At 68.4% G+C, this 24,691-nt stretch carries 22 protein-coding genes; 11 read left to right on the top strand and 11 right to left on the bottom strand.

Features of this window, described 5'->3' with window-relative positions; all coding sequences use genetic code 11:
- Positions 1 to 21: 21 nt before the first annotated feature.
- The gene (locus tag FOZ76_RS09130) at positions 22 to 336 is read right to left on the bottom strand and encodes an NADPH-dependent FMN reductase (RefSeq protein ID WP_143947843.1); all 315 of its coding nucleotides are present in this window, start codon (positions 334 to 336) and stop codon (positions 22 to 24) included.
- 78 nt (positions 337 to 414) lie between these two features.
- Here FOZ76_RS09130 and FOZ76_RS27695 point away from each other — a divergent pair, with 78 nt between their 5' ends.
- From FOZ76_RS27695 to FOZ76_RS09165, 7 genes are all read left to right on the top strand, one after another.
- The gene (locus FOZ76_RS27695) at positions 415 to 552 is read left to right on the top strand and encodes a hypothetical protein (protein WP_211366153.1); all 138 of its coding nucleotides are present in this window, start codon (positions 415 to 417) and stop codon (positions 550 to 552) included.
- Between the two features lie 4 nt (positions 553 to 556).
- Positions 557 to 1,309 (top strand): glucose 1-dehydrogenase, encoded by a 753-nt coding sequence (locus tag FOZ76_RS09140; protein ID WP_143947844.1) that lies wholly within the window; start codon positions 557 to 559, stop codon positions 1,307 to 1,309.
- Positions 1,310 to 1,695: 386 nt separating this feature from the next.
- A complete protein-coding gene (ilvB, locus tag FOZ76_RS09145; protein WP_143947845.1) occupies positions 1,696 to 3,489 on the top strand; it encodes an acetolactate synthase large subunit in 1,794 nt (597 codons plus the stop codon).
- 3 nt (positions 3,490 to 3,492) lie between these two features.
- Complete coding sequence (gene ilvN, locus FOZ76_RS09150) at positions 3,493 to 3,861, top strand: acetolactate synthase small subunit (RefSeq protein WP_143947846.1); 369 nt, start codon at positions 3,493 to 3,495, stop codon at positions 3,859 to 3,861.
- A 240-nt stretch (positions 3,862 to 4,101) separates the two neighbouring features.
- A complete protein-coding gene (locus tag FOZ76_RS09155; protein WP_143947847.1) occupies positions 4,102 to 4,641 on the top strand; it encodes an RNA polymerase sigma factor in 540 nt (179 codons plus the stop codon).
- The gene (locus tag FOZ76_RS09160; RefSeq protein ID WP_143947848.1) at positions 4,631 to 5,761 is read left to right on the top strand and encodes a FecR family protein; all 1,131 of its coding nucleotides are present in this window, start codon (positions 4,631 to 4,633) and stop codon (positions 5,759 to 5,761) included. Before FOZ76_RS09155 ends, FOZ76_RS09160 begins: the two co-directional genes overlap by 11 nt.
- Before the next feature lie 129 nt (positions 5,762 to 5,890).
- Positions 5,891 to 8,275 carry a TonB-dependent siderophore receptor gene (locus FOZ76_RS09165; protein WP_143947849.1) on the top strand — a complete coding sequence of 795 codons (2,385 nt, stop codon included), beginning with the start codon at positions 5,891 to 5,893 and terminating at the stop codon, positions 8,273 to 8,275.
- Positions 8,276 to 8,346: 71 nt separating this feature from the next.
- On the opposite strand, the gene FOZ76_RS09170 is transcribed toward FOZ76_RS09165, so the two are convergent.
- The 5 genes from FOZ76_RS09170 to FOZ76_RS09190 are packed head-to-tail and all read right to left on the bottom strand — an operon-like array spanning position 8,347 to position 13,039.
- Positions 8,347 to 9,327, bottom strand: a complete 981-nt coding sequence (locus FOZ76_RS09170) for a Bug family tripartite tricarboxylate transporter substrate binding protein (RefSeq protein WP_246129381.1) — start codon at positions 9,325 to 9,327, stop codon at positions 8,347 to 8,349.
- Positions 9,328 to 9,368: 41 nt separating this feature from the next.
- Complete coding sequence (leuD, locus tag FOZ76_RS09175) at positions 9,369 to 9,989, bottom strand: 3-isopropylmalate dehydratase small subunit (protein ID WP_143947850.1); 621 nt, start codon at positions 9,987 to 9,989, stop codon at positions 9,369 to 9,371.
- Between the two features lie 11 nt (positions 9,990 to 10,000).
- Positions 10,001 to 11,401, bottom strand: a complete 1,401-nt coding sequence (locus tag FOZ76_RS09180; protein WP_143947851.1) for a 3-isopropylmalate dehydratase large subunit — start codon at positions 11,399 to 11,401, stop codon at positions 10,001 to 10,003.
- Positions 11,394 to 12,284 carry an isocitrate lyase/PEP mutase family protein gene (locus FOZ76_RS09185; protein ID WP_143947852.1) on the bottom strand — a complete coding sequence of 297 codons (891 nt, stop codon included), beginning with the start codon at positions 12,282 to 12,284 and terminating at the stop codon, positions 11,394 to 11,396. The genes FOZ76_RS09180 and FOZ76_RS09185 overlap by 8 nt, the downstream gene beginning before the upstream one ends.
- Positions 12,281 to 13,039, bottom strand: a complete 759-nt coding sequence (locus FOZ76_RS09190; protein WP_143947853.1) for a Sua5/YciO/YrdC/YwlC family protein — start codon at positions 13,037 to 13,039, stop codon at positions 12,281 to 12,283. Before FOZ76_RS09190 ends, FOZ76_RS09185 begins: the two co-directional genes overlap by 4 nt.
- A gap of 169 nt (positions 13,040 to 13,208) precedes the next feature.
- Between FOZ76_RS09190 and FOZ76_RS09195 the strand changes: the two genes are divergently transcribed.
- Complete coding sequence (locus FOZ76_RS09195) at positions 13,209 to 14,087, top strand: LysR family transcriptional regulator (protein ID WP_143947854.1); 879 nt, start codon at positions 13,209 to 13,211, stop codon at positions 14,085 to 14,087.
- 31 nt (positions 14,088 to 14,118) lie between these two features.
- On the opposite strand, the gene FOZ76_RS09200 is transcribed toward FOZ76_RS09195, so the two are convergent.
- The 5 genes from FOZ76_RS09200 to FOZ76_RS09220 all read right to left on the bottom strand — a co-directional run bounded on the left by FOZ76_RS09200 (position 14,119) and on the right by FOZ76_RS09220 (position 19,646).
- The gene (locus FOZ76_RS09200; protein ID WP_143947855.1) at positions 14,119 to 15,381 is read right to left on the bottom strand and encodes a cytochrome P450; all 1,263 of its coding nucleotides are present in this window, start codon (positions 15,379 to 15,381) and stop codon (positions 14,119 to 14,121) included.
- Between the two features lie 22 nt (positions 15,382 to 15,403).
- On the bottom strand, positions 15,404 to 15,724 hold the full coding sequence (locus FOZ76_RS09205; RefSeq protein WP_143947856.1) for a 2Fe-2S iron-sulfur cluster-binding protein: 321 nt from the start codon (positions 15,722 to 15,724) through the stop codon (positions 15,404 to 15,406).
- 89 nt (positions 15,725 to 15,813) lie between these two features.
- Positions 15,814 to 16,554, bottom strand: coding sequence for a TetR/AcrR family transcriptional regulator (locus tag FOZ76_RS09210; protein WP_170235363.1), 741 nt, complete (start codon positions 16,552 to 16,554; stop codon positions 15,814 to 15,816).
- A gap of 151 nt (positions 16,555 to 16,705) precedes the next feature.
- Positions 16,706 to 18,067, bottom strand: coding sequence for a GTPase/DUF3482 domain-containing protein (locus FOZ76_RS09215; protein WP_143947858.1), 1,362 nt, complete (start codon positions 18,065 to 18,067; stop codon positions 16,706 to 16,708).
- A gap of 76 nt (positions 18,068 to 18,143) precedes the next feature.
- Complete coding sequence (locus tag FOZ76_RS09220; protein WP_143947859.1) at positions 18,144 to 19,646, bottom strand: DUF2868 domain-containing protein; 1,503 nt, start codon at positions 19,644 to 19,646, stop codon at positions 18,144 to 18,146.
- A gap of 156 nt (positions 19,647 to 19,802) precedes the next feature.
- Between FOZ76_RS09220 and FOZ76_RS09225 the strand changes: the two genes are divergently transcribed.
- From FOZ76_RS09225 to clpB, 3 genes are all read left to right on the top strand, one after another.
- The gene (locus FOZ76_RS09225) at positions 19,803 to 20,546 is read left to right on the top strand and encodes a polysaccharide deacetylase family protein (RefSeq protein WP_143947860.1); all 744 of its coding nucleotides are present in this window, start codon (positions 19,803 to 19,805) and stop codon (positions 20,544 to 20,546) included.
- Entirely contained in the window at positions 20,543 to 21,757 is a 1,215-nt protein-coding gene (locus FOZ76_RS09230) for a glycosyltransferase family 4 protein (protein WP_246129383.1), read from the top strand. The genes FOZ76_RS09225 and FOZ76_RS09230 overlap by 4 nt, the downstream gene beginning before the upstream one ends.
- A gap of 255 nt (positions 21,758 to 22,012) precedes the next feature.
- Positions 22,013 to 24,619 (top strand): ATP-dependent chaperone ClpB, encoded by a 2,607-nt coding sequence (gene clpB / locus FOZ76_RS09235; protein ID WP_143947861.1) that lies wholly within the window; start codon positions 22,013 to 22,015, stop codon positions 24,617 to 24,619.
- The last annotated feature ends 72 nt before the right edge of the window (positions 24,620 to 24,691 follow it).

A 24,691-nucleotide genomic window follows, 5' to 3' on the forward strand; every position in this document is an offset into this window, starting at 1 on the left:
TGCGGCGCCCCCTTTTTCCTTTCACGAACAGGGCTCATGCTTCGAGCGCTCTCGCAGCCATCGTTGCCTTGGCCCACCAGACCAGCTCGTCGAACGCGTTTCGCGTTTGCCGACGGTCTCCTGCCACCGCACCGCCTCGGGATTCAGGCTCGGCACGAACCTGTTCGTCGATATCTCGTCGAAGAAGGGCATCGGATGCTCGCGCAGGTCGACCAGCTCCACGTCCATGTTGGTGCGAGCCTTGGCCTGCTTCAGAATCCATGGCGCCGGCTTGTCGGCGAATCGGGTCGGACGGGGCGAGCCGATGATGACGGCAATCCTTGGCTTTGAGTTCACGACCTTGCGGGATATGGAGGAAAATGGCTTCGTTTCTCGCACGGTGACCCCGTAAAACCGCCTCAAGTCGAATATGCATTGACCGAACTAGGGTTCGAGCTTCTGGTCCCGGTGCGGGCGCTCGCCGAGTGGGTCATCGAGAACTCGTCGCGCATGGACGCAGCACGCGCGGCCTACGCCAAGCGCCGCAACATCGAGGAACGAACGAGGATCTAACGCTATGAGAATATTTGCCGACAAAGTCGCTCTCGTTACTGGCGGCACCTCCGGCATTGGCCGGGCCACCGCTCTTGCGTTTGCCCGGGAAGGGGCCAACGTTGTCGTTGTCGGACGGCGGGAAGACGAGGGCGCCGAATCCGTTGCTCTCATCGAACAAGCCGGCGGCAAAGGGCTTTTCGTGCGGGCCGATGTTTCCGTCGAAGAGGAGGTTGCCTCAATGGTCGCGCGGGCCGTTGAGGTATTCGGCGGCTTGCATTTCGCTTTCAACAATGCGGGGGTTTTTCTCCCGCCCGCCCCCATGACCGAAATATCGGCCGAGGCCATCGACCGCATCCTGGCCGTCAATGTGCGCGGGGTCGCGCTTTGCATGAAGCACGAGATTCCGGCGATCATGAAAAGTGGCGGCGGCGGCATCGTCAATACCGCCTCGTTCCTGGGCATCCGAGCCTTTCCGGGCTCGGCGATATACAACGCGAGCAAGTTTGCCGTCATCGGGCTGACCAAATCGGCGGCAGTGGAGTTCGCTTCGCAAGGCGTCCGGGTCAATGCGGTATGTCCAGGCGTGATCGATACGCCCATGAACGAGGAGATGCGAGCCGAGGAAAGCGGCCGCGATTTTCTCAATGGACTGCAGCCGATGAAGCGCACCGGCCGCCCCGAAGAGATTGCCGCGGCGGTTCTCTACCTGTGTTCGCCGGGCGCGGGGTTTACCACGGGCACGACGCTCAGCGTGGATGGAGGCATCTCGGTGTAGCCGGCGCGGCGCTTCTTGCTCGTGCTCGAGCCCAGGGCAAGGCACGGACCGACCTGGATGCCCGACGCGCTGGCTCGAGCATGCAGGCTGCCAGGCCATTGTCTTTCGCGGCATCTTCGGCCACAATGGCCTTTGCTGATTCTTCCCGTTCATCCGGAACGCGACATGCACGCCACCCACGACTTTGACCTTGCCGCCGCTGCCCGCGCAGCGCTGCCGGTCGTCGTTCGCGTTGTCGTCGTAGGCGTCGTTACGCACGCGCCGTCGCGAACCGGGTAGGCAAAAAGCAGCAAGCAGCAGACCGTCTTCCCCGAACCCCGCCGGCGCAATCGGCGGGGTTTTTCGTTTGCGCTCCGTCGGCATCGCCTGAATTCACGGAGCCATTCATGACCACGCGCCACAGCGCAGTGCTCGCCGCCCACGGCGAACCCCCGCCAGATAGTCTTCTCCTGGAGCCGAAGGCCCACCCGAATCGTGGCGTGCAGGCGCCGGCCGCTAGGCCGGTGCCCTGCGCGCAAGCCCTTTCCGGCGCACAGATCACCGTGCGCCTGCTCGAGCGCCAGGGTGTGCGCCTGATCACCGGCTATCCGGGCGGCGCCATCCTGCCCATCTACGACGCGCTCGGACAGTCGGCCACGATCCGCCACGTGCTGGCCCGTCACGAACAGGGCGCCGGCTTCATCGCCCAGGGCCAGGCGCGCGTTTCGGGCGAGGTGGCGGTGTGCATGACGTCCTCCGGCCCCGGCGCCACCAACCTGCTGACGGCGATCACCGATGCCAAGCTGGACTCGATCCCCCTGGTGGCGATCACCGGCCAGGTGCCCAAGGCGCAGATCGGTACCGACGCCTTCCAGGAGGTCGACACCTACGGGCTGACCCTGCCGATCACCAAGCACAACTTCCTGGTCTCGTCGACCGAGGAACTGCTGGAAGTGATCCCGCGCGCCTTCGCCATCGCTGCCTCCGGCCGGCCCGGCCCGGTGCTGATCGACATTCCCAAGGACGTGCAGAGCCGCGTCATCGACGTTGCCGAGTGGCCGGAACCCGGCCGGCGCGCAAAGCCGGCGCCGGCCGATGGCACGGCGCTGGCCGAGGCAGCATCGCTGATCGCCCAGGCAGCGCGCCCGGTGCTCTATCTGGGCGGCGGCGTGATCCATGCCGGCGCGGCGCCACTGGCCATCGCGCTGGCCGAGAAGGCGAACCTGCCCACCGTGATGACGCTGATGGCGCTGGGCGCCATGCCGGTCGATCACCCGCTCTCGCTCGGCATGCTGGGCCAGCACGGCGCTCCGTACACCAACCTGGCGCTCGACGAGTGCGACCTCCTGATCGCCGTCGGCGCCCGCTTCGACGATCGCGCCACCGGCAAGGTCGCGGCCTTCTGCCCGCAGGCGAAGATCGTCCACGTCGACATCGACCCGGCCGAGCTGGACAAGATCAAGACCGCGCACGTCGGCATCGTGGCGGACGTGGGCGAAGCACTCGCCCGGCTGCTGCCGCTGGTGCCGCGGGCTGCGCGCGAGGCCTGGGGCGGGCGCATCCACGCGCTGAAGGCCGCGCATCCGCAGCCGCTGCCAGGCCTGGACGATCCGCGCTCGCACTTCGGCCTGATCCGGGCGGTCGCCGCCTGCGTGGGCGACGATGCCATCGTCGTCACCGACGTGGGCCAGCACCAGATGTGGGCGGCGCAGGCCTATCCGCTGCGCCGGCCGCGCCAGTGGCTGACCTCGGGCGGATTGGGCACGATGGGCTTCGGCCTGCCGGCGGCGATCGGCGCCGCGCTCGCCGCGCCGGACCGCACGGTGGTGTGCTTCACCGGCGACGGCTCGATCCTGATGAATCTCCAGGAACTGGTCACGGCGGCCGAGGAGGGCGTCGACGTCAAGATCGTGCTCATGAACAACGCCGTGCTCGGGCTGGTGCACCAGCAGCAGACCTTGTTCTACGGCCAGCGTCTCTTCGCCTCGGCGTTCCGGGCCATGCCGGATTTCGTCGGCACCGCCCGCGCGCTCGGCATCGCTGCCATCGACCTCGATGCGGCCACCGACCCCTGCGCGGCCCTGGCCGAGGCCCTGGGCCGGCCCGGTCCCTGCCTGATCCATGCCGGCATCGACGCCGCGCAGAAGGTGTATCCCATGGTGCCCGCGGGCGCCGCCAACCGCGACATGATCGGAGCCTGAACGATGAACGCCATCACCCAAGACGAAAGCCAGGCGCTGTCGCGCGCCGTGCTGGAGATCGACGTCGCCAACCATCCGGGCGTGATGTCGCACGTCGTCGGCCTCTTCGCGCGCCGCGCCTTCAACGTGGAGGGCATTCTCTGCCTGCCCGTCGACGACGGCCGCTGCAGCCGCATCTGGCTGCGGGTCCATGAGGACGCCAGGCTGGCGCAGATGATCCGTCAGCTCGAAAAGCTGGAGGATGTCGCAGCGGTGCGCCGGCACCACGGCGGGCACGCAGTGTTCACTCGGTTGGGTGCCTTCTTCCAGCCGGGTCAGGATGTCCATACAAGTGGGCACGGCGCCGGCGGGGACGGCATCCGGACGGCTTGATCGCACGCCTGGGCGCGGGCCGCGTCGCTGCTGGATCCGGCAAGCGCCTGCGCCAGCGCTGTCTGCAGCTCAGCCGGCTGCTCGGCCCGGCACCGGCAGCCCGTAAGGAAGATGCAGACAGCAGGGGCACGGGCTGCACCCTGCACACATGCGAACCATTCGCATTCTCAGACTATAATGCCGGCACGCCCGCTCGCCACTCAACGCGCTACGGATTCGGCCGCAGCCACATCGCCGCACATGCTCGACGGGTTCCGTCGTCTCGATGGCTTTGATCGGACCGTGCTGACTCGCTACTACAGAGACCTGTTGAACTTCTGCATGCGCAAGGTGAGAGACCGCGATACCGCGGCCGATCTGGCGCAGGAAAGCTACGCCCGCGTGCTGTCGATGCAGCAGTCGGGCCAGGTGATTCTGGAGCCGGGGGCCTTGCTGAGGCAGGTTGCGCTGCGTGCCAAGATCGACCTGGACCGGCGCGCCGAGGTTCGCCAGCACGACGATATAGACGCTCTGGAAGAGGCCCGCCAGCCCGCAAGCCCGCGGCATCTCCAGCCCGAGGAGGCTTATGCCTCCGCACAGGCCGTCCGGGCCTACCTCGACACCATCGACGCGTTGCCGCCAAGGTGCCGCGAGGCATTCTGCATGTACCTGTTCGACGGACTGCCGAACAAGGAAATCGCCGAACGCATGGGGGTGTCGCTCAGCATGGTGAACCAGTACATCAGCCGCGGCAAGCTCGCCTGCGCGGCCCGCAGGGAGGCGCTCGATCATGGGGGTTGAAGTCGACGAGGCTGCCGAGGCGCGCGAGCTCGAGGAATACTTTCGCGCGCAGGATCCGATCGACGTCGCGGCGGCGGAATGGCACACCCGCCGCGAGCAAGGCCTCACCGCCGCCGAGCAGGCCGAGTTCGAGCAATGGATGGCGGCCTGCCCCGCCCATGCGGCTGCCTTTCGTCGCCTGGACGAAGGTCTGGCGGCGCTGCGCAGCCTGCCCGCCGACGCGATTGCCCGGGTCCGTGCGTCTTCTTGCGCTGCGCCGACCGCCGTGCCTGCTCGGGTTGGACAAGCACCCCGCCCGGGGGCCGGGCGCAGCGACTCGGGCAAAGATGCCCGCCGTGGGTTCTCGTTGAATCGGGCGTTGTCGCGTCCGGCGTTGGCGGCACTCTGCTGCGTAGCAGTGCTGGCGGGGGGGCTGGGCTGGTATCAGTGGCAGCAACCGCAGGTCTTTGCCGACAGCTACTCGGTCGAGCGCGGGCAACGCGAGGTGGTCACGCTTCCCGACGGCACCGAACTGGCCATGGACGCCGACACGCAGGCGCAAGTGGTGCTGTACCGCGACCGTCGGGAAGTGCGCATCAGGGAGGGGCAGATCATGTTCGCTGTTGCGCCCGACAGCGACAAGCCCTTCCACGTGCTGGCCGGGCCGGCGCGTGTCACCGTGGTGGGCACGCGCTTCTGCGTGCGCTACCGCAGCGCCGGTATGGATGCGGGTGCGGTCAATGTCGCGGTGGAGGAGGGTCGTGTACGGGTTGCCGGCGGGCACGCGCCGGCGGATGGTGGACCGGCCCCGGCTGTGGATCTGGCGGCGGGCCAGGGCCTTACGGTGTCGCCGAACGGTGCACTCGGCCAGGCCGCGGCGGTTGCACCCAGCAGCATTGCGCTTTGGCGCAAAGGCCTGGTGCGCTTCGAGAACACGCCGCTGGCCGATGCCTTGCTCGAACTCGAACGCTACGGCCCGACCGGGCTGGTGATCCGGAATCCGGCTGTCGCGGCCATGACCATCGGCGGCAGCTACCAGATCGACCGGCCAGGGGAGTTCGCGCGGATGCTGACGCAGATCCTGCCCGTCAGGCTGGTGCAAGGGCCGGACGGGAAGACCGAGATCGCCGCCGCGTCGTAAGCGCAGCAGGTGCACGCAAGGCGATTGAAAAAGCTTGGCGAGCGGGGGTGCATTTCCGGCGAGTTGGTGCGTCTTTAAGAGTAGTGAGTTTCATTTTCATTCATTACTCGACTTATGCAACACGTCTCCATGCGCCACGTGCCCCCGCGTTTTCGTCCCGCCCCTCTCGCCTTGGCCATCGCGCTGACCCTGGGCGCGCCGGCGATTGTCCAGGCCCAGGCCGCCGCCGACGGCGCCGGTGCCATCACCCTGTCCATCGCTGCGCAGCCGCTGGGCTCCGCGCTGAACGAGCTTTCGGCGGCCACCGGTACGCCCATCGGGTTTTCTCCGGCGCTGGTGGCCGGCAAGACGGCGCTCTCGGTCAACGGGGCGCTCACGGTGGGGCAGGCGGTGGAGCAGCTTCTGGCGGGAAGTGGATTGATCGCAGTGCAGGAGGGCAGCGGCATTGTCATCAAGCCCGCGCCTATGGGTGCAACAGTGATGCTGACGCCCATCACAGTGACGGCGGCACGCGATGGAACCACCGAAGACACGGGCAGCTACGCCCAGACCGGCCCCAGCCGCACCGCCACCGGCCTGAACCTCTCTCTGCGTGAAACGCCGCAATCCGTCACCGTGATGACGCGCCAGCGCATGGACGACTTCAAGCTGCAGACGCTGACCGACGTGATGGAGCAGACGCCCGGCCTTACCGTCGATCACCAGGGGGACGGCAACAATTTCCTGGTGCGCGGCGACAACGTCAATCTGCAGGTCGACGGCCTGCGTCAGATGGCGAGCGGCTGGTATGCCAATACGCAGATGCTGTACACGATGGACGACATGGCGGAGATCGACCGCATCGAGGTGCTCAAAGGCTCTTCCGGCCTGATGAACGGCGATGGCAAGTACGGTGCCACCATCAACATGATCCGCAAGCGCCCGACACACGACTTCCGGGCCAGCATCGGCGCAGGCGCCGGAAGCTGGGACAACTACCGCGCCGACGTGGACGTGGGCGGACCGCTCAATGCCAGTGGCACGGTGCGCGGCCGTCTGGTGGCGGCGGCGGCGGACGGCAAGGATTTCCGCGACTACACCAAGCGTCGCAACCAGACGCTGTACGGCACGCTGGACGTGGACCTGACGCCCGACACGCTGCTCAATGCGGGCTTTACTTATCGCCGCCGCGAGTATTACGGCGCGGGCAGCACCAGCATGATTCAGGCCTATTCGGCCGATGGGCAGTACCTGGGCCTGCAGCCGCGCTCGTTCAATGTGGGGGCGCCCTGGTCCGGCTACGAGCAGGATACCCGCACCGTGTTTGCCAGCCTGGAGCATCGTTTCGGCAACGGCTGGACGGCCAAACTGCGTGCCAGCGACGAAAAAACCGAAATGCCCTATGGCGAAACGGGCATCTGGTTCACCGGCATACCCGAGGTGGTCGACATCAGCAGGGCCGAGGACCACGCCAACCGCAATCGCAGTGTCGCCTTCGATTTGCAGGGTCCATTCCAGCTTCTCGGCATGACCCATGAACTGATGATCGGCGCCGATACCGCCCGCACCAGTTCCGACACCTATTCGGCCAACAAGCGTCTCACCAATCCGGGGCTGGACTATGCCGACGGCGGCGGCGCCATCGTGCGGCCGGACGACATCGGCAGCTACCCGGTGGACAACCACAGCTACTTCAGTTCCCGGCGCCATTCCTTCTACGCCGCCGGCCGCTTCAGTCTGGCCGATCCGGTCAAGTTGATCGCGGGCGCGCGCGTCACCAACTACCAGCAATACGACCTCACGCCCTACGCCTATTCGAACTACGACTTCAGGAGAAACGGCGTCGTCACGCCCTATGCCGGGCTGGTGGTGGACGTGCACGAGAACGTCTCGCTCTATGGCAGCTACGCCAGCATCTTCAAGCCGCAAAGCGTCATCGACGCGCAGGGCAGGACTCTCGACCCCGAGGAGGGCAAGACCTATGAGGTCGGGGCCAAGGGCGAATTCTTCGATCAACGCCTGAATGCCAGCATCGCCCACTTCTGGATGAAGACCGACAACGTGGCCGAGAGTACGGGCGAGGTCATGCCGGATGGCACGGCCATCTATCGCGCGGTCTCGGGCGTCACGCGGCGGGGCTACGAGCTGGAGCTTTCCGGCGAGCTGGCCCCGGGCTGGCAGGCCCAGGGCGGCTTCGTCATGAACGACAGCAGCCTGGACAGCACAGGTTACATCCCCAGGAACCAGTTCAAGCTGGCCACCACCTACCAGTTCGCCGGCGCGTTGAACGGCTTGACCGTGGGCGCGGCCACGCGCTGGCAAAGCAAGACATCGGCCGGCCCGCTCGTGCAGCCGTCGTTCTGGCTCGTCGACCTGATGGCGCGGTACCGTGTGAGTCGCCACTTCAGCGTGAACCTGAACGTCAGGAACGTGCTCGACAAGGCCTACTTCGCCGGCCTGCGGGATTTCGGCCGGATCCAGTACACCTGGGGTGCGCCGCGCAGCGTGACCGTGGGCATGCGCTACGACTTCTGATCCTCGGCTGGTGGCCGGATCGCCGACCCGGGGTATTCGCCGGCCGGCATGCGCATGCCGGCCGGCACCGATCAGTTCGTCTTGCTGAGCCCGGCCTCCCGCACGATCCCGCTCCAGCGCGCGAGCTCCTTCCTGACGAAGGCCTCCGCCGCCGCCGTCGAGCCTGTCAGCGGCAGATTGCCGTCGGCCACCACGCGCTCGATCACCTCGTCCTGCGCCAGGGCGACCTGCACTTCCCGGTGCAGGCGTTCGATGACGGCCGCAGGCGTGCCGCGCGGGGCCATGAGGACTTTCCATTCGCTGACTTCGATCCCGGGGTAGCCGAGTTCGGCCAATGTGGGTACGTCCGGCAGCAGCGGCAGGCGCTGGGCGGAGGTGACGGCCAGCGCGCGCAAACGGCCTCCCTGGAGCAAGGGCAGCGCGCCGGGCGGAGTCGCGAACATGGCATCGGTGATGCCGCCGACGACGTCCTGCAGCGCTGGCGCCGTACCGCGGTAAGGGACGGTGACGAACTTGGCGCCGACGACGGTGCCCAGCATTTCGCCGACCAGTTGGCCGACGGTTCCGGCCCCGGCCGAGGCGAGCGTCAAATGCTTGGCCTGATGCGCTTTGACGAGGTCGGCCAGGTCGGAATAGGAGGCATCCGCGCGAACGACCAGCACGACCGGCTGTTCGGCCAGCGTGGCGATCGGCACGAAGTCGTGCAGCACGTCGTAGGGCAGGGTGCGAAAGAGTTCCGGATTGATCGCGACGGTGGCCGTCTGGCCGATGCCGATGGTGTAGCCGTCGGGCTTGGCCTTGGCGGCTGCCTCCATGCCGATGATGCCGCTGGCCCCGGGCTTGTTCTCGACGACGACGGTCCAGCGGGTATTGGCGGCGATGGCGTTGCCGATCACGCGGGCCATGTGATCGGTGCCGCCGCCGGCGGGCGCCGGCACCACCAGCCTTATGGGCTGCCGTGGATACTCGGCTTGGGCACGTGCCGGGTCGCTGGCGGCGCCGATGGTGGCCAGCGCGAGCGCGACGGTCGCGGTCATGCGCGTGATTGTCATGGTGTGTCTCCTCTCTCTTTTCGTGGTGTCGTGGCCGGCTGTCAGCGCCAGATCCAGGGTCGGCGCACGCGGTCGGCAGCCTGGAAATCGGTGATTCGTTCCTGCAGCCGCAGCGTGAGCCCGATGGCGTCGAGCCCGGCCAGCAGCATGCTGCGCTCGTTGGCGGGCACGGCCAGCGGCCAGGCGCGACCGTCGGCCAGGCTTGCGCGCTCGGCTTCCAGATCCACCGTCATCACGAGTACGCCCGTCTCGGCTGCGGCGGCGAGGGACTCCAGATCGCTGCGTGGCAGCACCACCGGCAGCACCCCATTGCGATAGCAGTTGTTCTTGAAGATGGCGCCGAAGCTCGCGGCGAAGACGGCGCGGATGCCGAACTGGCGCAGCGCCCAGACGGCCTGTTCCCGCGAGGAGCCGCTGCCGAAGTTGGCGCCGCTCACCAGAAAACAGGCCTGCCGGAAAGGGGCCCGGTTGAGCACGAAGTCGGGGTTCTCCCGGCGCCTTCCGTCGGCGTCCTGCACATAGCGCCAGCCGGCCATCAGTTTCTCGCCGTATCCCGCCTTGCCCGGCTGCGTCATCTCCCGCGAGGGGATCAGCACGTCGGTATCGATGTTGTCGCGCAAGAGCGGCGCGACGATGCCGGTGACCCGTACGAAGGTTTCCATGTGCCGGTCTCCTAGGCGAGCAGCGGGCGCGGGTCCGCGATGCAGCCGGCGAGCGCGGATGCGGCGACGGTGGCCGGGCTAGCCAGGTGGGTGCGTACCCCTGGACCTTGCCTACCCTCGAAATTGCGGTTGGTGCTGGAGATCACCCGCCGCGCGGTCCGTCCCGGCCGATCGAAGCTGTCGCCGCCGACGTAGAAGCACAGCGAGCAGCCGCTTTCCCGCCATTCGAAGCCCGCGGCGCGAAAGACGGCGTCCAGCCCCTCGGCTTCGGCGGCGCGCTTGACGCTGGTGGAGCCCGGCACGACCAGCGCCGTCACGCCGGGAGCGACCTTGCGGCCGCGCACGACTCCGGCGGCCAGGCGCAGGTCGGACAGCCGGCTGTTCGTGCAGGAGCCGATGAAGGCGGCGTCGATGGGCAGCCCGGCCAGGGGCTGGCCCGGCCGCAGGTCCATGTAGGCCAGGGCCCGCTCCTCGCCGGAAAGGTCGGCAGGAACGCCGCCATCCACGGCACAGGCCTGGCCGGGGTTCGTGCCCCAGCTCACCTGCGGCGCCAGGCGCGAACAGTCCAGGTGCAGCGTCCGGTCGTAGCTGGCGCCGGGATCGGATGCCAGGGTGCGCCAATGGGCGACCGCGGCATCCCAGCGCGTTCCCTGCGGGGCGTAGGGCCGGTCCCGCAGCCAGGCGAAAGTGACGTCGTCAGGCGCGACGAGCCCGGTCCAGGCGCCGAACTCCACCGCCATATTGCAGAGCGTCATCCGGGCCTCGACGTCCAGGCCGCGCACGGCCTCGCCGCAGAATTCGATGGCGTGTTCGGCTGCGCCATCGGCGCCGTAGCGGGCGATGAGCGCGAGCACCATGTCCTTGGCGAAGACGCCGGGCGGCAGCTTGCCATGGAACTCGACCCGCAGCGTAGGTGGCTGGGCTCGCACCAGCGTCTGGGTGGCAACCGCATGTTCGCCGTCGGTGGTGCCGATACCCCAGGCGAGCGCGCCGATGCCGCCGACAGTGCAGGTGTGGCTGTCGCAGCAGACCAGGGTGGCGCCCGGCAGCGCGATCCCCAGTTCGGGAGACACCACGTGCGAGATGCCCTGCCGAGGGTCGTCGAGGTCGAACAGGGTGATGCCGGCGTGGTGCGCACCCTCGCGGAACGCCTGGATGAAGGCGCGGCCGCCCTTGAAGCGCGTGTCGTCGTTGCGGCCGACGTGGGTGTCCACGATGTGATCCATGGTGCCGAATACCAGCGAAGGCTGCGCCGCGGCGCGGCCGCTCTCCTGCAGCGGGCCGAACACTGCCGGGCCCGAGCGGTCGTGCAGCAGTATGCGATCCACGTGCAGGAGGCTGCGCCCACCGCCGAGGTCCGCCACCACGTGCTCGTCCCAGATCTTCTCGATGATGTTGCGGGCTTCAGGCATCGGTGCGCTCCTGCAGGCCTGCCAGGTAGGCGCGCTCCAGAGCGAAGACCTGCTCGAACCCGGCCAGCCGCTTCAGGGTGTCGAAGCTCGCCAGGGGCACGTCCGGGGAGCCGGTCTGGCCATCCCGCCGCAGGGCCGAGAGCGCCGCCTGCATGGCGTGGATGCCGGCCATCAGCAGCGTGCCGGGCAGACTGACCCGTGCGATGCCCATGTCCTGCATCTCGGCGAAGGTGAATCGATCCGGAGACTTGCCTCCTTCCACCACATTGATCGCCACGGGGCCATGGATGCGCTGCACCGCCTCGCGCGCCAGCGATTTGTCGGTCATGCCGTCGATGAAGACCATCGCCGCGCCGGCCTGAAGATAGGCGTTGCCCCGGCGCACGACGTCCTCGAGCCCGCCGATCGCGAGGGCGTCCGTGCGGGCATTGATCACGAAATCGGGATCGGTGCGCGCCTGGGCGCAGGCACGGATCTTGGCCACGGCTTCCTCGATCGGCAGGACTGTCTTGCCGTCCAGGTGCCCGCAGCGCTTGGGCGCCTGCTGGTCCTCGATGTTGACGCCGGCGCAGCCGATGCGCTCGAACGCGCGCACCGCATACCAGGCATTGACCGCATTGCCGAAGCCGGTGTCGCCGTCGGCCATGACGGGTATGGCCACGGCGTCGACGATCGGCTGGGTGGCGGCCAGCATGTCGGACATGGAAAGAAAGCCGTAGTCCGGCAATCCCAGCCGCGTCACCGACATGCCGAAACCCGAGCATTGGATGGCAGGAAAGCCGGCCTGCTCCACCACCCGGGCCGAGAGGGGGTCGTAGGCGCCGGGCATGACCAGCAGCTCCGGTGCCAGGATCAGCCGGCGCAGTATCGTGGTCTTGTTCATGCCGTGGCCTCCGTGAACGGACGCAGCCGGAATTCCTGCAAGTGGCCGGACGGGTTGGCGTCGCGACCGGGGTCCGCGGGCAGCTCGAGGCCGAAGTGACGCTGCAGCACGTCGGCGATCAGCTCGTAGCACGAGCCCATGCGCACCACGCTCAGATCGGTGAAATCGATGATCGTCGACGAGCGCCGATAGTGGTGGTAGCGGCGCAGCCCGTAGTCCAGTTCGATGTCCGCGATGGCTCGCAGTTCGGGTTGCACATCCTGCAGGCGGAACTTGGTGCCCGTGCCGGAGAGGTTGGCCGACGAACCGAATACCGGGTGGTTGGCCTCGCGGCTGAGCCGTCCGATCGCCGTATGGACCGGGCCGCCGTTGAGCAGCATGCCGATGGTGCCGTTCGCGGTGCTTGCTCGCAGCAGGGCAGGCTCGATCGCGCGGATCAGGGGGTGATCCGCGCGGTAGGGCGCGATGACGCCCATCGGCAGGTCGTAGTCCTCGGTCACGCACTCGATCATGTCCTGCCGGCGTTGGTCGAGGACATGGATCTCCCGCTGGCCGACCTCGTCGGTGATCAAGGCATTGCGCTTGTGCGGGCCGCGCTCCTTGGCCCGGTAGATGCGTTCGAGCGCCTCGGGCGAGCCGCCCCAGATGCCGTAGCCCACGGTGTTCGGGCAGATCGCGATGCCTGCGCCGTGCAATACGGCGAAGACGCGTTGGATGTCCTTGTCCAGGTCGGGCCGGCCGCTGCCTGTCGTCATGCTTGTCTCCTTCGACGCGAACGTCGTGTGCATTCGTACTTGCCTGGACAGCTATGCTACGCATCCCTAAGATAAGAAAAAGCGATTTATCCTTGATCGGAAAGTAAGGATCGCTAATGTATCGAGCACACGCCATCGGGCGAGAGCGGCCCACTTGCAGGAGACCTTCATGAAGCTGGGCAACCTGCCTACCTTGCAGGCCGTGGTGCGGCGGGGCAACTTTGCCGCCGCCGCGCAGGAAATGGCGTTGACGCCGAGCGCGGTGAGCCAGCAGATGCGCCAGCTCGAGGATTATTTCGGCCAGCCGCTGTTCGACCGGTCGGGACGGGCGGTGAAGCCGACGCCGTTCGCGCTGGAGCTCGTCGGCACGGTCGAGCAGACCCTCGCCGATCTGGAGTCGCTACGCGACAGGAGCCTGCCGGAGGCGGCCGGCAGACTGAGGCTAGGCGTCATCAACAGTGTGATGCTGTCCACGCTGCCCGCCATCCTGCGCGCCATGACCGAGCGGCATCCGGGCATCCATGTCGTCCTGGAGCCCGAGAACACATCCGGGCAGTTGCTGGAGTCGATCAAGGCGGGCGACATCGACGCCGCGCTGGTCGTGAATCCGCAGGCGGGCGTATCGCGCAAGCTGATGTGCGATACGTTGGCGCAAGAGCCTTTCGTGCTCCTGTACCCGAAGGAAGGCCGCCGCCGCCTCTCGGCCGAGGCCGCCATGGCCAGGTGGCCGTGGGTGCGCTACAACGGCAGCCTCGAGGGCGGGCGCATGGCCTCGGCCTTCGTGCGCCAGGTCGTGCCGGGCCTGCAGCCGCGCTACGAGATCATGACGGCGCAAGGCGTGGCCGGCCTGGTCTCGGAAGGGCTCGGCTTCTCCGTGATTCCCTTGTCCAGGCAATTGCGGCTCTCGGCGAGCGCGGTTGCATGCATTTCGCTGGAGCAGCGCATGCCGCGGCGGCAGATCGTTCTGGCCCGTCGGGCCGCGGACGCCGACAGCCGCCGCATCAACGCCCTGAGCCAGTGTGCGCGGGAGGTCTATGCGGCCGGCTGAGCCAGGGCTAGGGCGGCGATGAGGCGCACGCTTACGCCGGTATCCGCACCGGCAGCGCCGTGTACCCGTGCACGAAGGTCGAGCGCACGCGCACCGGCTCGCCCATCACCTCGATCGTCGGGAAGCGCTTCAGTATCTCCTCCCACAGGATGCGTAGCTGCAGTTCGGCGAGCCGGTTGCCTACGCAGCGATGGATGCCGAAGCCGAACGACAGGTGCTGGCGGGCCTGCGGACGGTCGATCAGGAAGCGGCCGGCGTTGGCGATCGCGTCCTCGTCGCGGTTGCCCGAGAGGTACCACATGGCCAGCTTGTCGCCCTTGCGGATGGTCTTGCCGCCCAGCTCCACGTCCTGCAGGGCGGTGCGCCGCATGTAGGCGAGCGGGGTCTGCCAGCGGATGATCTCGGAGACCATGTTCTCGACCAGACCGGGGTTGGCGCGCAGCTTGTCCCATTCGGCCGGGTTCTCGCTCAGGGCCAGCAGGCCGCCGGTCATGGAGTTGCGCGTGGTGTCGTTGCCGCCGACGATGAGCAGCACGAGGTTGCCCATGTATTCGCGCGGCCCCATGTTGCGGGTCTCGGGGTTGTGCGCCAGCATCGAGACCAGGTCGTGCGCGGGTGGTGCGTTGACCCGCTCGTTCCAGAGCCGGGTGAAGTAGGCGAGCATGTTCTGCAGCTCGGCGCGGCGCTCCTCGGGGCTGGGCGCGCGCGGGTCGACCGCCTGGTTGGAGGTGGCCACGTTGGACCAATGGGTGAGCAGGCGGCGGTCTTCCAGCGGAAAGTCGAACAGGGTGGCCAGCATCAGCGTGGTCAGCTCGATCGAGACCTTGTCGACCCAGTCGAAGGTCTCGCCGCGCGGCAGGCTGTCCAGCACGCGACAGGTGCGCTCGCGGATCAGGTCCTGCATGTTGGCGAGGTTGCCCGGCGAGACGATCGGGCTGACGGCCTTGCGCTGCACGTCGTGCTGCGGCGTGTCCATGGCGATGAACATCTGCAGCTTGTGCTCGTCCTCGGGCTCGTCGGTGAGTGTGATGCCGCCCTGGCGCCAGTCGGACGAGAAGATGCGATGGTGGGTCTCCATCTGCATGATGTCCTTGAAGCGCGTGACCGACCAGTAGCCGCCGACCAGAGGGTTCTCGGCATAGTGCACCGGGTCGTCGCGGCGCAGCCGCTCGAAGTAGTGATCGACGGTGCCTTGCTCGAAGTAGTCCGGGGTGGCGGGGTCGATGTCTTCCAGGCGCATCGAGAACGCGTGTTCGCGGGCGGCGGATTGTCGGGCCTGTTCTGTCGGTGTCATGGTGTCTCCTCCTGGCGGGGGCTCAGTGCTGGCCTTCGGGCAGGCGCACTTCGATGCCGTCCAGGGCCGGTGTGACGGGGATCTGGCAAGCCAGGCGGGAGCTGTCGCGCCGCTCGCTGGCCAGGCCGAGCATGTCGTTCTCGAACTCGCTCATGGCCGGCAACTGGCCGGCCCAGGGGGCTTCGATGTAGACGTGACAGGTGGCACAGGCGCACTGGCCGCCGCAGTCTCCGTCGATGCCGGGTACGCCGTTGTCGACGGCGGCGCGCATCAGCACGGTGTCCGGTGGAACCTGGACGGCGTGGCGTTCGCCGCTGTAGGCAATGAAATTGACGGTGGGCATGGTCGTTCTCGCACTCCTTCGGCTGGGTGGTGCAGGCCTGCGCCGCGCGAGGCGGGCAACGCAGGCCTGCGACGGCTGCCGCCTCGTTGTCAGTTCCGAGGCTGGCAGGCTTCGCGGCCTTCCCCGGCCGCCCGCAGGGCGTCGGGCATGGGGCCGGCGGTGTTCAGGCAATGCAGCACGATGCTGCTCAGCCAGAATTCGAGATGAGGGTGGTCCAGCGCCAGTACGGCCGGCTTGTGGGTGATGACGTTGAGCAGGTGGCCCGTCGCGATGTGCAGCCCGATCTGCAGGCGGGCCGCGGCGGCTTGCTTGTCGCGCCGCCGCGACTTGGCGAGGATGAGCCCGGTGTAGTGCGCGCTCAGCCACGCGCCGGCGTCGCGGATGGGCTGCCAGTCGCTGCCGCCGTTGATGCTGTATTCCAGCGCGGCGCAGAGCGGCCCCTCGTTGGCGCGGATCACGCCGATATGGTGGCGCACGCAGCGCTCGAGCGTCTGCTGCAGGGTGAGGCCGCGCAGGCTGGCGGGATTGAGCACGCGCAGCGCCTGCTGGCGGACCTCGTCGATGATCCGGTCGAGCAGGAATTCGAAATAGGCCTGCTTGTTCTTGAAGCGGATGTAGAAGGCGCCGACCGAGCAGCCGGACTGCGCGGCGATCTGTGCGATCGAGACATCGTCGAAGCCGCCGGCGGACAGCAGGTGCTTGCCGGTCTGCAGCAGCTTTTCGCGCGTGCGCTCGGCGCGCGGCTGCCGGGTGGGCAGGGCCCGCTGGCCGTCGGGACGCGCGCGGGGCGGCGGCCCGTCGAGCAGGACATCGGCATGGGCGTCTTGCATCCTGCGGTCCCGAAAGTGAATGTGCATTCACAATAGGGGCGTGCGAACGGAACCGTCAATCGGGGCCGTCCCGAAAATCCGCCCATGCTAGGGAAAACGAGGAGAGAACGTGCCGGCGCGTGCTGCGTTCGTCGCAGGCGGGCGAGTTGCGCTAGCCGAGCGCCTGCGCAAGCGCGACCACGGCGGCGCGCCGGCGCGGCGTGTCCTGGTGGCTCTTGGCCATCGAGCTCCACTCCGGGTGGCCGCGGGCGTCGCGCAGTTCCGTGGGCAGCGTTCCCTTGCGCAGTTCTTCGTCCTGCGCCGTGTCCAACGCCAGGGGTTGCTGTGCGGCGTGGCCGCGCGCCTCCAGCGCGCCGATCAGCCAGCGCTGGCGCAGGGCGAGCAGGCGCAGCACCGCGTCGTCCACCGTCAGCTCGCGCGCGCCCTTGAGCCGCCCCATGAAGCGTTCGCCGAAACGGCCCGCGGTCTGCCACAGGCCGCCCACCGCCGCACCCACCAGCGTGCCGGTTCCCAGGCTGAGGCCGCCGGTGGCCAGGTCCAGCGCGGCGCCCGCGGCGGCGCCGGCCGCGACGCCCTTGCCCACCTCGATACCCATGTCCTTGAGCGCTTCGGGATTGAAGAGATCGTGTTCGAGGCGGGCGTTCCAGGCCGGCAGGTCGGCGCCGGCCAGATCGCTCTGCCGAAAGCCGTAGAGTGCGAGCAGCTCGAGCATGCAGCGCTGCTCGCGCTGGCGCACGAGGTTGCGCAGCGCTTCCTCGTGCAGGGCGACGGCCTGGGCCTCGGGCGGGCTGGGTACGCGCAGCGCGGCGCAGTCGATGAGCATGTCGGCGACGATGCGCCCGGCCGCTTCGCGGCGCAGGATGCGATGCCGGGCGTGGTCGGCGATCAGCGCGGTCAGCATGGGCGCTGCCGAATCCAGCAGCGTGCCGAGCTTTTCATACAGCCGCTGTTCGCCGTCGACGGCCGGGGCCACCGTGTCGAATTCCACGATCGCGTGCAGGCCCAGGCGGGCCAGCGCGTCGCGCCATTCCGGCACGCGGTGGCCGGCCGCGCTCACGAAGTTGAGCACCGGCAGCAGGGGGCGGGCGCAACTGGCCAGCAGCGCGAGTTCGTCGCGATGCTTCTCCAGCACGGGATCGCGGGCGTCGACCACGTACAGGCCGGCGTCGCTCGCGGCGAGCTGGCGCAGCACTTTGGCTTCCTGCTCGAAACGCAGGGTGGCTTCGCGCGTCTGCAGAAAGCGTTCGATGCGGGCGGGGCCGTCCAGGCGCTCGCTCGGCGGCGCCAGGCTGTCGATGTATTCGTGCAGGGCGACCGCATCCTCCAGGCCCGGCGTGTCGAAGAGTTCGATCACCGCTTTGCCTTCGAGCAGCAGGGCGGCGGCCTCGACGTGTCGCGTGGTGCTGGGGCTGTCGGCCACCTCGCCGAATTCCGGATCGCGCGTCAGCGTGCGCAGCAACGAAGTCTTGCCGGTGTTGGTGTGTCCGACGACGGCGAGGCGTAGCGGTTTCATGTCAGCTCCGCGCGGCCGCCCGGCGGCGGCTGAAGCGCCCCCTGGGGGACAGCGAACGTCGTGAGCGCGGGGATCGTCATGTCAGCGTAGCGTCATTCGGAGGGGCGGCGAGCCAAGCGAGCGCCGTTTTGCCGTCGGTGCAGATGCCGGCGTCCGGCAGGCCGGCCTCGACCAGGCGCGCCCGCCATTGCTCGATACGCGCGGCCGGCGCCTCGCCGACGAGCCAGACCCGCGCATGCCGGGCCGAACCGGCGAGTTCCGCGGCCAGGCGAGCGGTGCCGCGATCCGGCGTCTGCGGCGCATGGCAGGCAATCAGCAGGCGCGCCGGAGGGTGGGCGGCGAATGCGTCGAGCAGTGCGCCGCGCAGCTTGCGGCCGTCGATGGTGCCCGCGTCGATTGCGTCGGCGGGCAGCGCCGGCGGCCATGGAAGGTCCGCGGGCAGCTCGATGGCGACCAGTACCTGCGCCTGCGGTGCATCGAGGCGCTCGCGCAGGCCCTCGGGCAGGGGCGTGGCGCCGGCCGCGGGCAGGGTCGAGGCATCGCCGGCCGAGGGAAACTGCGAGGGTGTCGCGTCCGTCACGCCCAGGCGCGCGCTGCTGGGCTGCAGGCGTTCGCGCAGTACGGCGAAAGTGGCGTCGTCGGTGTCCACGCGCAGCCGATGGCGCCGCGCCAGCAGCAGGGCCGCGCAGGCGAGGAGGGCAAGCGCGCGGGGCAGCACGCCGTAGACCACCAGGCAGCCCAGCAGCCAGTTCGACCACAACACTTGCGCCGGCGCATCGAGCGGCATGGCCGCGCCGCTCGCGCGAACGATGTCGGGCCCGGGTACGGGAAAGCCGAAAAGCGCCGGCAGGCGGCCGAGCGCCTGGGTCAGGCCGACGAAGGTGTCCGGCCCGAGCAGCGTGGTTTCCCACACGAAGCCGTAGCGGCGCGTCGCCAGCATGGCAACCAGCGTGAGCAGGGCGGAAAGCAGGGCCAGCAGCCACCAGGCGTTGGCAAAGCAGCCCACGCCGGCGCGCAGCATGCCGGCGCGGCCGAGCAGCGCGAACAGGGCGCGCGGCAGCAGGGCCGCCGCGGCGGGACGGCTGCCGTCGAGCCGTGTGCCGGCGGCGGCCACGGGCGGCAGACGCGACAGCCGTGTCGCTGCGCCGAGGACTGCACGCACGAGCACACTGCCGACGCGCTCGCCCCAGCCCATGCCGACCAGCCAGACGATGAAGGTGAGCGCGTGCAGGCCCAGCAGCCCGCCCAGGGCCCAGAACAGATTCACCGGCCGGCTGCCGTCGCCCAGCGCGGCGGCGGCCGCACCCGCGCCGGACAGCACCGCGATCAGGCAGGCGAGTGGGCCGAGCAGCCAGGCATTGTCTCGCCAGCGGCGGGCAATGGCGTCGAGCCCTTCGCGCTTGGCGAGCTCGACATTGCGGCGCAGCAGCGCCGTCTCCACCGGCAACCCGCTGTGGCGCAGATGCCGCACGATCTCGCTGTCTTCATAGGGCCCCCAGCGGTGCTCGGCCATGCGTATGGTCTCGGCGAGCCAGGCGGCGTAGCGGGGCAGCGGGGAATCGTCGGCGTAGCGTGTCATGTAGGAGACGGATGGGCGGGCAGGGCTGAGTTTATTGCATCGCGCCGGCGCCAACACTGGCATGCGCGCGCAACATGTCGTTTAATCCAGCTACATACAAAGAAACAAAAAGCATGCACCGCGCCCGCCAGGCCGTGCCCGCCCCGAGATTTGTCGATGTCCCAGTCCGAGCGCCCGATTCCCATCCTCACGTACCACCAGGTTGCGCCGCCGCCACCGTCCGGTACGCCGTTTCGCAGCCTGACGGTTGCTCCCGGCGTGTTTGCGCGGCACATGCGTGCGCTGCGCATGCTGGGCTGGCGCGGCTTGTCGATGCACGAGCTGATGCCGTATCTGTCCGGCGAGCGCGAGGGCAAGGTGTTCGGCCTGACCTTCGACGACGGCTATCGCAACGTGCTGCAGCATGCCTTGCCCGTGCTGCGCGCCACCGGCCACACTGCGACCAACTACTTCGTCGCCGCGCATGCGGGGGGCACGAATTTCTGGGATGCCGGCAACGGCGTACCGGCCGCCGCGCTCATGAACGAGGACGAGATCCGTAGCTGGGCGGCCGCGGGCATGGAGGTCGGTTCGCACACGCTTGACCATGCCCGCCTGACCGAGCTTGCCCCGGACGACGCCCGGCGCCAGATCGACCATGCCCGCGCGCGGCTGGAGACTGTGGTGCAGCAGCCGGTGGAGGCCTTCTGTTATCCCTATGGCGCCTATGCGCCCGAGCACGCCGACATGGCGCGCGCAGCCGGCTATCGGACGGCGACCACGACGCGACGCGGGCGCACGCGCCGGGGTGACGATCCCTGGCACCTGCGCCGGGTTCCCGTGGTGCGTTCGACGCATTTGCTCGGTTTGCTGCAGAAGATGATGACGGCCTACGAAGACCGGCGCGGAGAGCCTGCGTGAGTGCAAGTTTCCCGGCTGCGGCACCGCATGGCCGCCGACTGCGGATCGCGTTCGTGGCGCGTCGCTTCGGCGCGCGCTTCGGCGGCGCCGAAGCCTATGGCGAGCGCGTGCTGGCCGAACTCGCGCAGCGCCACGACATCCATGTGTTCTGCCAGGAGTGGGACAGCCCGCTGCCGCTGGCGCACACCCTGGTCGGATGCAACCGCCGCCTGCCGCGCTGGCTGAACCTGCTCGACTTCGGCCGGCGCTGCGCGCCCTTGCTGCGCGGTTTCGACGTGGTGCACAGTCACGAGAACCTCTGGCTGGGCGATGTGCAAGTCGTACATGTCATGCCGGTACGCTATTCGCGGTTGCACAATCCGCCGAGCTGGCGGCGCCGGCTGCGGTCGCTCACCAGCATGCGCTGGCTCACCTACTTGGCGCTCGAGGCGCTGCGCGTTCAGGCGCGCCCGCAGCGTACGGTCGTGGCGGCATCGGCCCTGATCGCGCAGCAACTGTCGACCGCCTATGCGCGCATGGCGCCGGTACAAGTGATCACACCCGGCGTGCAGCTTCCTGCGCAGCCCCGTGACCAGGCCGCTGCGCGCGCCCGGCTGGGCCTGACGCCGGGTCGCGTCTATCTGCTGTTGATCGCCAACGACCCCGTGCGCAAGGGGCTGGACGCCGCGCTGGACGCGCTTGCCCGGCTGCCCGAGCGCACGCAGTTGCTCGTCGTCGGCGGCGACGCGGCCACGGCCGAGCGCGTGCGGGCGAGCGCCCTGGCGTCGAACGTGGCGGCTCGTGTGCAAGCCTGGCCCGGCCAGCGCGATGTGGACGTGTTCTACGACGCCGCCGACATCTGCCTCTTCGCCACGCTGGGCGACGCTTTCGGCATGGTGCCGCTGGAGGCGATGGCGCACGGCCTGCCGGTGATCCTCAGCCCTGCGCGCTACTGCGGCTTTGCGGGCCACCTGATGCCGGAGCGCGATGCGCTGGTTCTGGACGATCCGCGGGATAGCGGGGAGATCGCGCACGCCGTGCGTCGGCTGATGGACGATCCCGCGCTGTGCGAGGCTCTGGTCGCCGCCGGGCATCGTGTCGCGCAGACCTTCGGCTGGCGCACGATCGCGGCGCAGTTCGAGCACGTCTACCTGGCCGATGCGCGGGCGGACGTCCTGCTGCCGAGCCGCGAAGCGGGCGGCGGTGAGGATACGATCGCCGGTTCGCGCTAGTGGCGTGTCGCCGCGTCCGGTCTTGGCGCGCTGCAAAAAAAACAATAACCCTGTGTGCTTCAGGGTATTGAAACCGCTCGCGGGGCCCCAATCTGCAGGTCAACGCCACAGTCCGGTATGCCATGTGCTGGCAAACGGGCAGTTGTGGCCAACGACTCATGCAGGATCTCCCACGGCCGGACAGACGGCGGCCAGGCTGCCCAGGGCGCGCCGAAGCGGGGGTTCCGGCATTTTCCTGGAAGGAAAAACAGACCCATGCGCTTCGACAAACTCACGACGAAATTCCAGCAGGCCCTGGCGGACGCCCAGAGCCTGGCCGCGCGCCACGACCACCAGTACATCGAGCCGGTCCACGTGCTCTCAGCGCTGCTGGGCGATGCCGAAAGCGGGGTGGCGAGCCTGCTCTCGCGCGCCGGCGTCGCGGTCAACCGGCTGCAACCCGCGCTGCAGCAGGCCCTGCAACGCCTGCCGCAGGTCCAGGGCGGCGACGGCAACGTACAGATCGGCCGCGAACTGCAGGCCGTGCTCACGCGCACCGACAAGGAAGCCGGCAAGCGCGGCGATACCTTCATCCCGACCGAACTCTTCCTGCTGGCCCTGGCCGAGGACAAGGGCGAGGCGGGCCGCCTGCTGCGCGAGGCCGGGCTGCAGAAGGCCGCGCTCGAAGCGGCGGTCGACGCCGTGCGCGGCAGCGGGCCGGTGGATTCGGCCGAAGGCGAATCCAACCGCGAAGCCTTGAAGAAATACACCCTGGACCTGACCGCGCGTGCCCGCGAGGGCAAGCTCGATCCGGTCATCGGCCGCGACGACGAGATCCGCCGCACGATCCAGATCCTGCAGCGCCGCACCAAGAACAATCCGGTGCTGATCGGCGAGCCCGGCGTGGGCAAGACCGCCATCGTCGAAGGGCTGGCGCAGCGCATCGTCAACGGCGAGGTGCCCGAGACGCTCAAGGGCAAGCGCGTGCTTTCGCTCGACATGGCGGCCCTGCTCGCCGGCGCGAAGTACCGCGGCGAGTTCGAGGAGCGCCTGAAGTCCGTGCTCAAGGAAATCGCTCAGGACGAAGGCCAGACCATCGTCTTCATCGACGAGATCCACACCATGGTCGGCGCCGGCAAGGCCGAAGGCGCGATGGACGCGGGCAACATGTTGAAGCCCGCGCTCTCGCGCGGCGAACTGCACTGCATCGGCGCGACCACGCTCGACGAGTACCGCAAGTACATCGAGAAGGACGCCGCGCTCGAGCGCCGCTTCCAGAAGGTGCTGGTGGACGAACCTTCGGTGGAATCGACCATCGCCATCCTGCGCGGCCTGCAGGAGCGCTACGAGCTGCACCACGGCGTGGAGATCACCGACCCGGCGATCGTGGCCGCGGCCGAACTCTCGCACCGCTACATCACCGACCGCTTCCTGCCGGACAAGGCGATCGACCTGATCGACGAGGCCGCCGCGCGCATCCGCATGGAGATCGACTCCAAGCCCGAGGTGATGGACCGCCTGGAGCGGCGCATCATCCAGTTGAAGATCGAGCGCGAAGCCGTCAAGAAGGAAACCGACGAGGCGTCCAAGCGCCGCCTGCAGGGCATCGAGGACGAGCTCGAGCAGTTGCAGCGCGAGTACAACGACTACGAGGAAATCTGGAAGGCCGAGAAGGCGGCCGTGCAGGGCACGCAGTCGATCAAGGAAGAGATCGACCAGGTGCGCGCCGAGATGGCCGAGCTGCAGCGCCGCGGCCAGTTCGACAAGCTCGCCGAGCTGCAGTACGGCAAGCTGCCCGAACTGGAAGCCCGCCTGAAATCCGCGGAAACCGAGGAGCAGGTCGAAGGCGCGCGCGATACCGAGCCCGGTCGCCAGCGGCTGTTGCGCACCCAGGTCGGCGCCGAGGAAATCGCCGAAGTGGTGTCGCGCGCCACGGGCATTCCGGTCTCCAAGATGATGCAGGGCGAGCGCGCCAAGCTGCTGCACATGGAAGAGCGCCTGCACGAACGCGTGATCGGTCAAGACGAGGCCGTGCGCCTGGTGTCCGACGCCATCCGCCGTTCGCGCGCCGGTTTGTCCGATCCGTCGCGGCCGTATGGCTCGTTCCTGTTCCTGGGCCCCACGGGCGTGGGCAAGACCGAGCTCACCAAGGCGCTCGCCGAGTTCCTGTTCGATTCCAGCGAGCACATGATCCGCATCGACATGAGCGAGTTCATGGAGAAGCACTCGGTGGCCCGTCTGATCGGTGCGCCCCCGGGCTACGTCGGCTACGAGGAAGGCGGCTACCTGACCGAAGCGGTGCGCCGCAAGCCGTACAGCGTGATCCTGCTCGATGAAGTCGAGAAGGCGCACCCGGATGTCTTCAACGTGCTCCTGCAGGTGCTGGACGACGGCCGCCTGACCGACGGCCAGGGGCGCACGGTGGATTTTCGCAACACGGTGATCGTGATGACGTCCAACCTGGGCTCGCAGCACATCCAGAGCATGACCGGACAACCCTACGACGCCATCAAGGCGGTGGTGTGGGACGAGCTGCGCCAGCACATGCGGCCGGAGTTCCTGAACCGGATCGACGAAGTCGTGGTGTTCCATGCGCTGGACAACAAGCACATCGCCTCGATCGCGAAGATCCAGTTGAAGCGGCTGGAGGATCGTCTCGAGAAGATGGAGATGAAGCTGGACGTGTCGGACGCCGCCCTGGCGCAGATCGCCGCGGTGGGCTTCGACCCGGTGTTCGGTGCGCGGCCGCTGAAGCGCGCCATCCAGCAGGAGATCGAGAACCCGGTGGCCAAGCTGATCCTCGAGGGTCAGTTCGGGCCCAAGGACGTGATCCCGGTGGACTACCGCGACGGCCAGTTCGTGTTCACGCGGACCTTGCAGTAAGAAGGTCGGGCCGCCCCCCGCGCGGGCGGCCCCAGCGTGTGCGGACAGGCTGCCGCTACGGGCGCAAACCAT

Source organism: Verticiella sediminum (genome assembly GCF_007558815.1).
Taxonomy (GTDB): Bacteria; Pseudomonadota; Gammaproteobacteria; order Burkholderiales; family Burkholderiaceae_B; genus Verticiella; species Verticiella sediminum.

Excerpts from the sequence above, each read along its gene's own strand:
- FOZ76_RS09140 (WP_143947844.1), top strand. The coding sequence starts at position 557 with ATGAGAATATTTGCCGACAAAGTCGCTCTCGTTACTGGCGGCACCTCC.
- ilvB (WP_143947845.1), top strand. The coding sequence starts at position 1,696 with ATGACCACGCGCCACAGCGCAGTGCTCGCCGCCCACGGCGAACCCCCG.
- ilvN (WP_143947846.1), top strand. The coding sequence starts at position 3,493 with ATGAACGCCATCACCCAAGACGAAAGCCAGGCGCTGTCGCGCGCCGTG.
- FOZ76_RS09155 (WP_143947847.1), top strand. The coding sequence starts at position 4,102 with ATGCTCGACGGGTTCCGTCGTCTCGATGGCTTTGATCGGACCGTGCTG.
- FOZ76_RS09160 (WP_143947848.1), top strand. The coding sequence starts at position 4,631 with ATGGGGGTTGAAGTCGACGAGGCTGCCGAGGCGCGCGAGCTCGAGGAA.
- FOZ76_RS09165 (WP_143947849.1), top strand. The coding sequence starts at position 5,891 with ATGCGCCACGTGCCCCCGCGTTTTCGTCCCGCCCCTCTCGCCTTGGCC.
- FOZ76_RS09170 (WP_246129381.1), bottom strand. The coding sequence starts at position 9,327 with ATGACAATCACGCGCATGACCGCGACCGTCGCGCTCGCGCTGGCCACC.
- leuD (WP_143947850.1), bottom strand. The coding sequence starts at position 9,989 with ATGGAAACCTTCGTACGGGTCACCGGCATCGTCGCGCCGCTCTTGCGC.
- FOZ76_RS09180 (WP_143947851.1), bottom strand. The coding sequence starts at position 11,401 with ATGCCTGAAGCCCGCAACATCATCGAGAAGATCTGGGACGAGCACGTG.
- FOZ76_RS09185 (WP_143947852.1), bottom strand. The coding sequence starts at position 12,284 with ATGAACAAGACCACGATACTGCGCCGGCTGATCCTGGCACCGGAGCTG.
- FOZ76_RS09190 (WP_143947853.1), bottom strand. The coding sequence starts at position 13,039 with ATGACGACAGGCAGCGGCCGGCCCGACCTGGACAAGGACATCCAACGC.
- FOZ76_RS09195 (WP_143947854.1), top strand. The coding sequence starts at position 13,209 with ATGAAGCTGGGCAACCTGCCTACCTTGCAGGCCGTGGTGCGGCGGGGC.
- FOZ76_RS09200 (WP_143947855.1), bottom strand. The coding sequence starts at position 15,381 with ATGACACCGACAGAACAGGCCCGACAATCCGCCGCCCGCGAACACGCG.
- FOZ76_RS09205 (WP_143947856.1), bottom strand. The coding sequence starts at position 15,724 with ATGCCCACCGTCAATTTCATTGCCTACAGCGGCGAACGCCACGCCGTC.
- FOZ76_RS09210 (WP_170235363.1), bottom strand. The coding sequence starts at position 16,554 with ATGCAAGACGCCCATGCCGATGTCCTGCTCGACGGGCCGCCGCCCCGC.
- FOZ76_RS09215 (WP_143947858.1), bottom strand. The coding sequence starts at position 18,067 with ATGAAACCGCTACGCCTCGCCGTCGTCGGACACACCAACACCGGCAAG.
- FOZ76_RS09220 (WP_143947859.1), bottom strand. The coding sequence starts at position 19,646 with ATGACACGCTACGCCGACGATTCCCCGCTGCCCCGCTACGCCGCCTGG.
- FOZ76_RS09225 (WP_143947860.1), top strand. The coding sequence starts at position 19,803 with ATGTCCCAGTCCGAGCGCCCGATTCCCATCCTCACGTACCACCAGGTT.
- clpB (WP_143947861.1), top strand. The coding sequence starts at position 22,013 with ATGCGCTTCGACAAACTCACGACGAAATTCCAGCAGGCCCTGGCGGAC.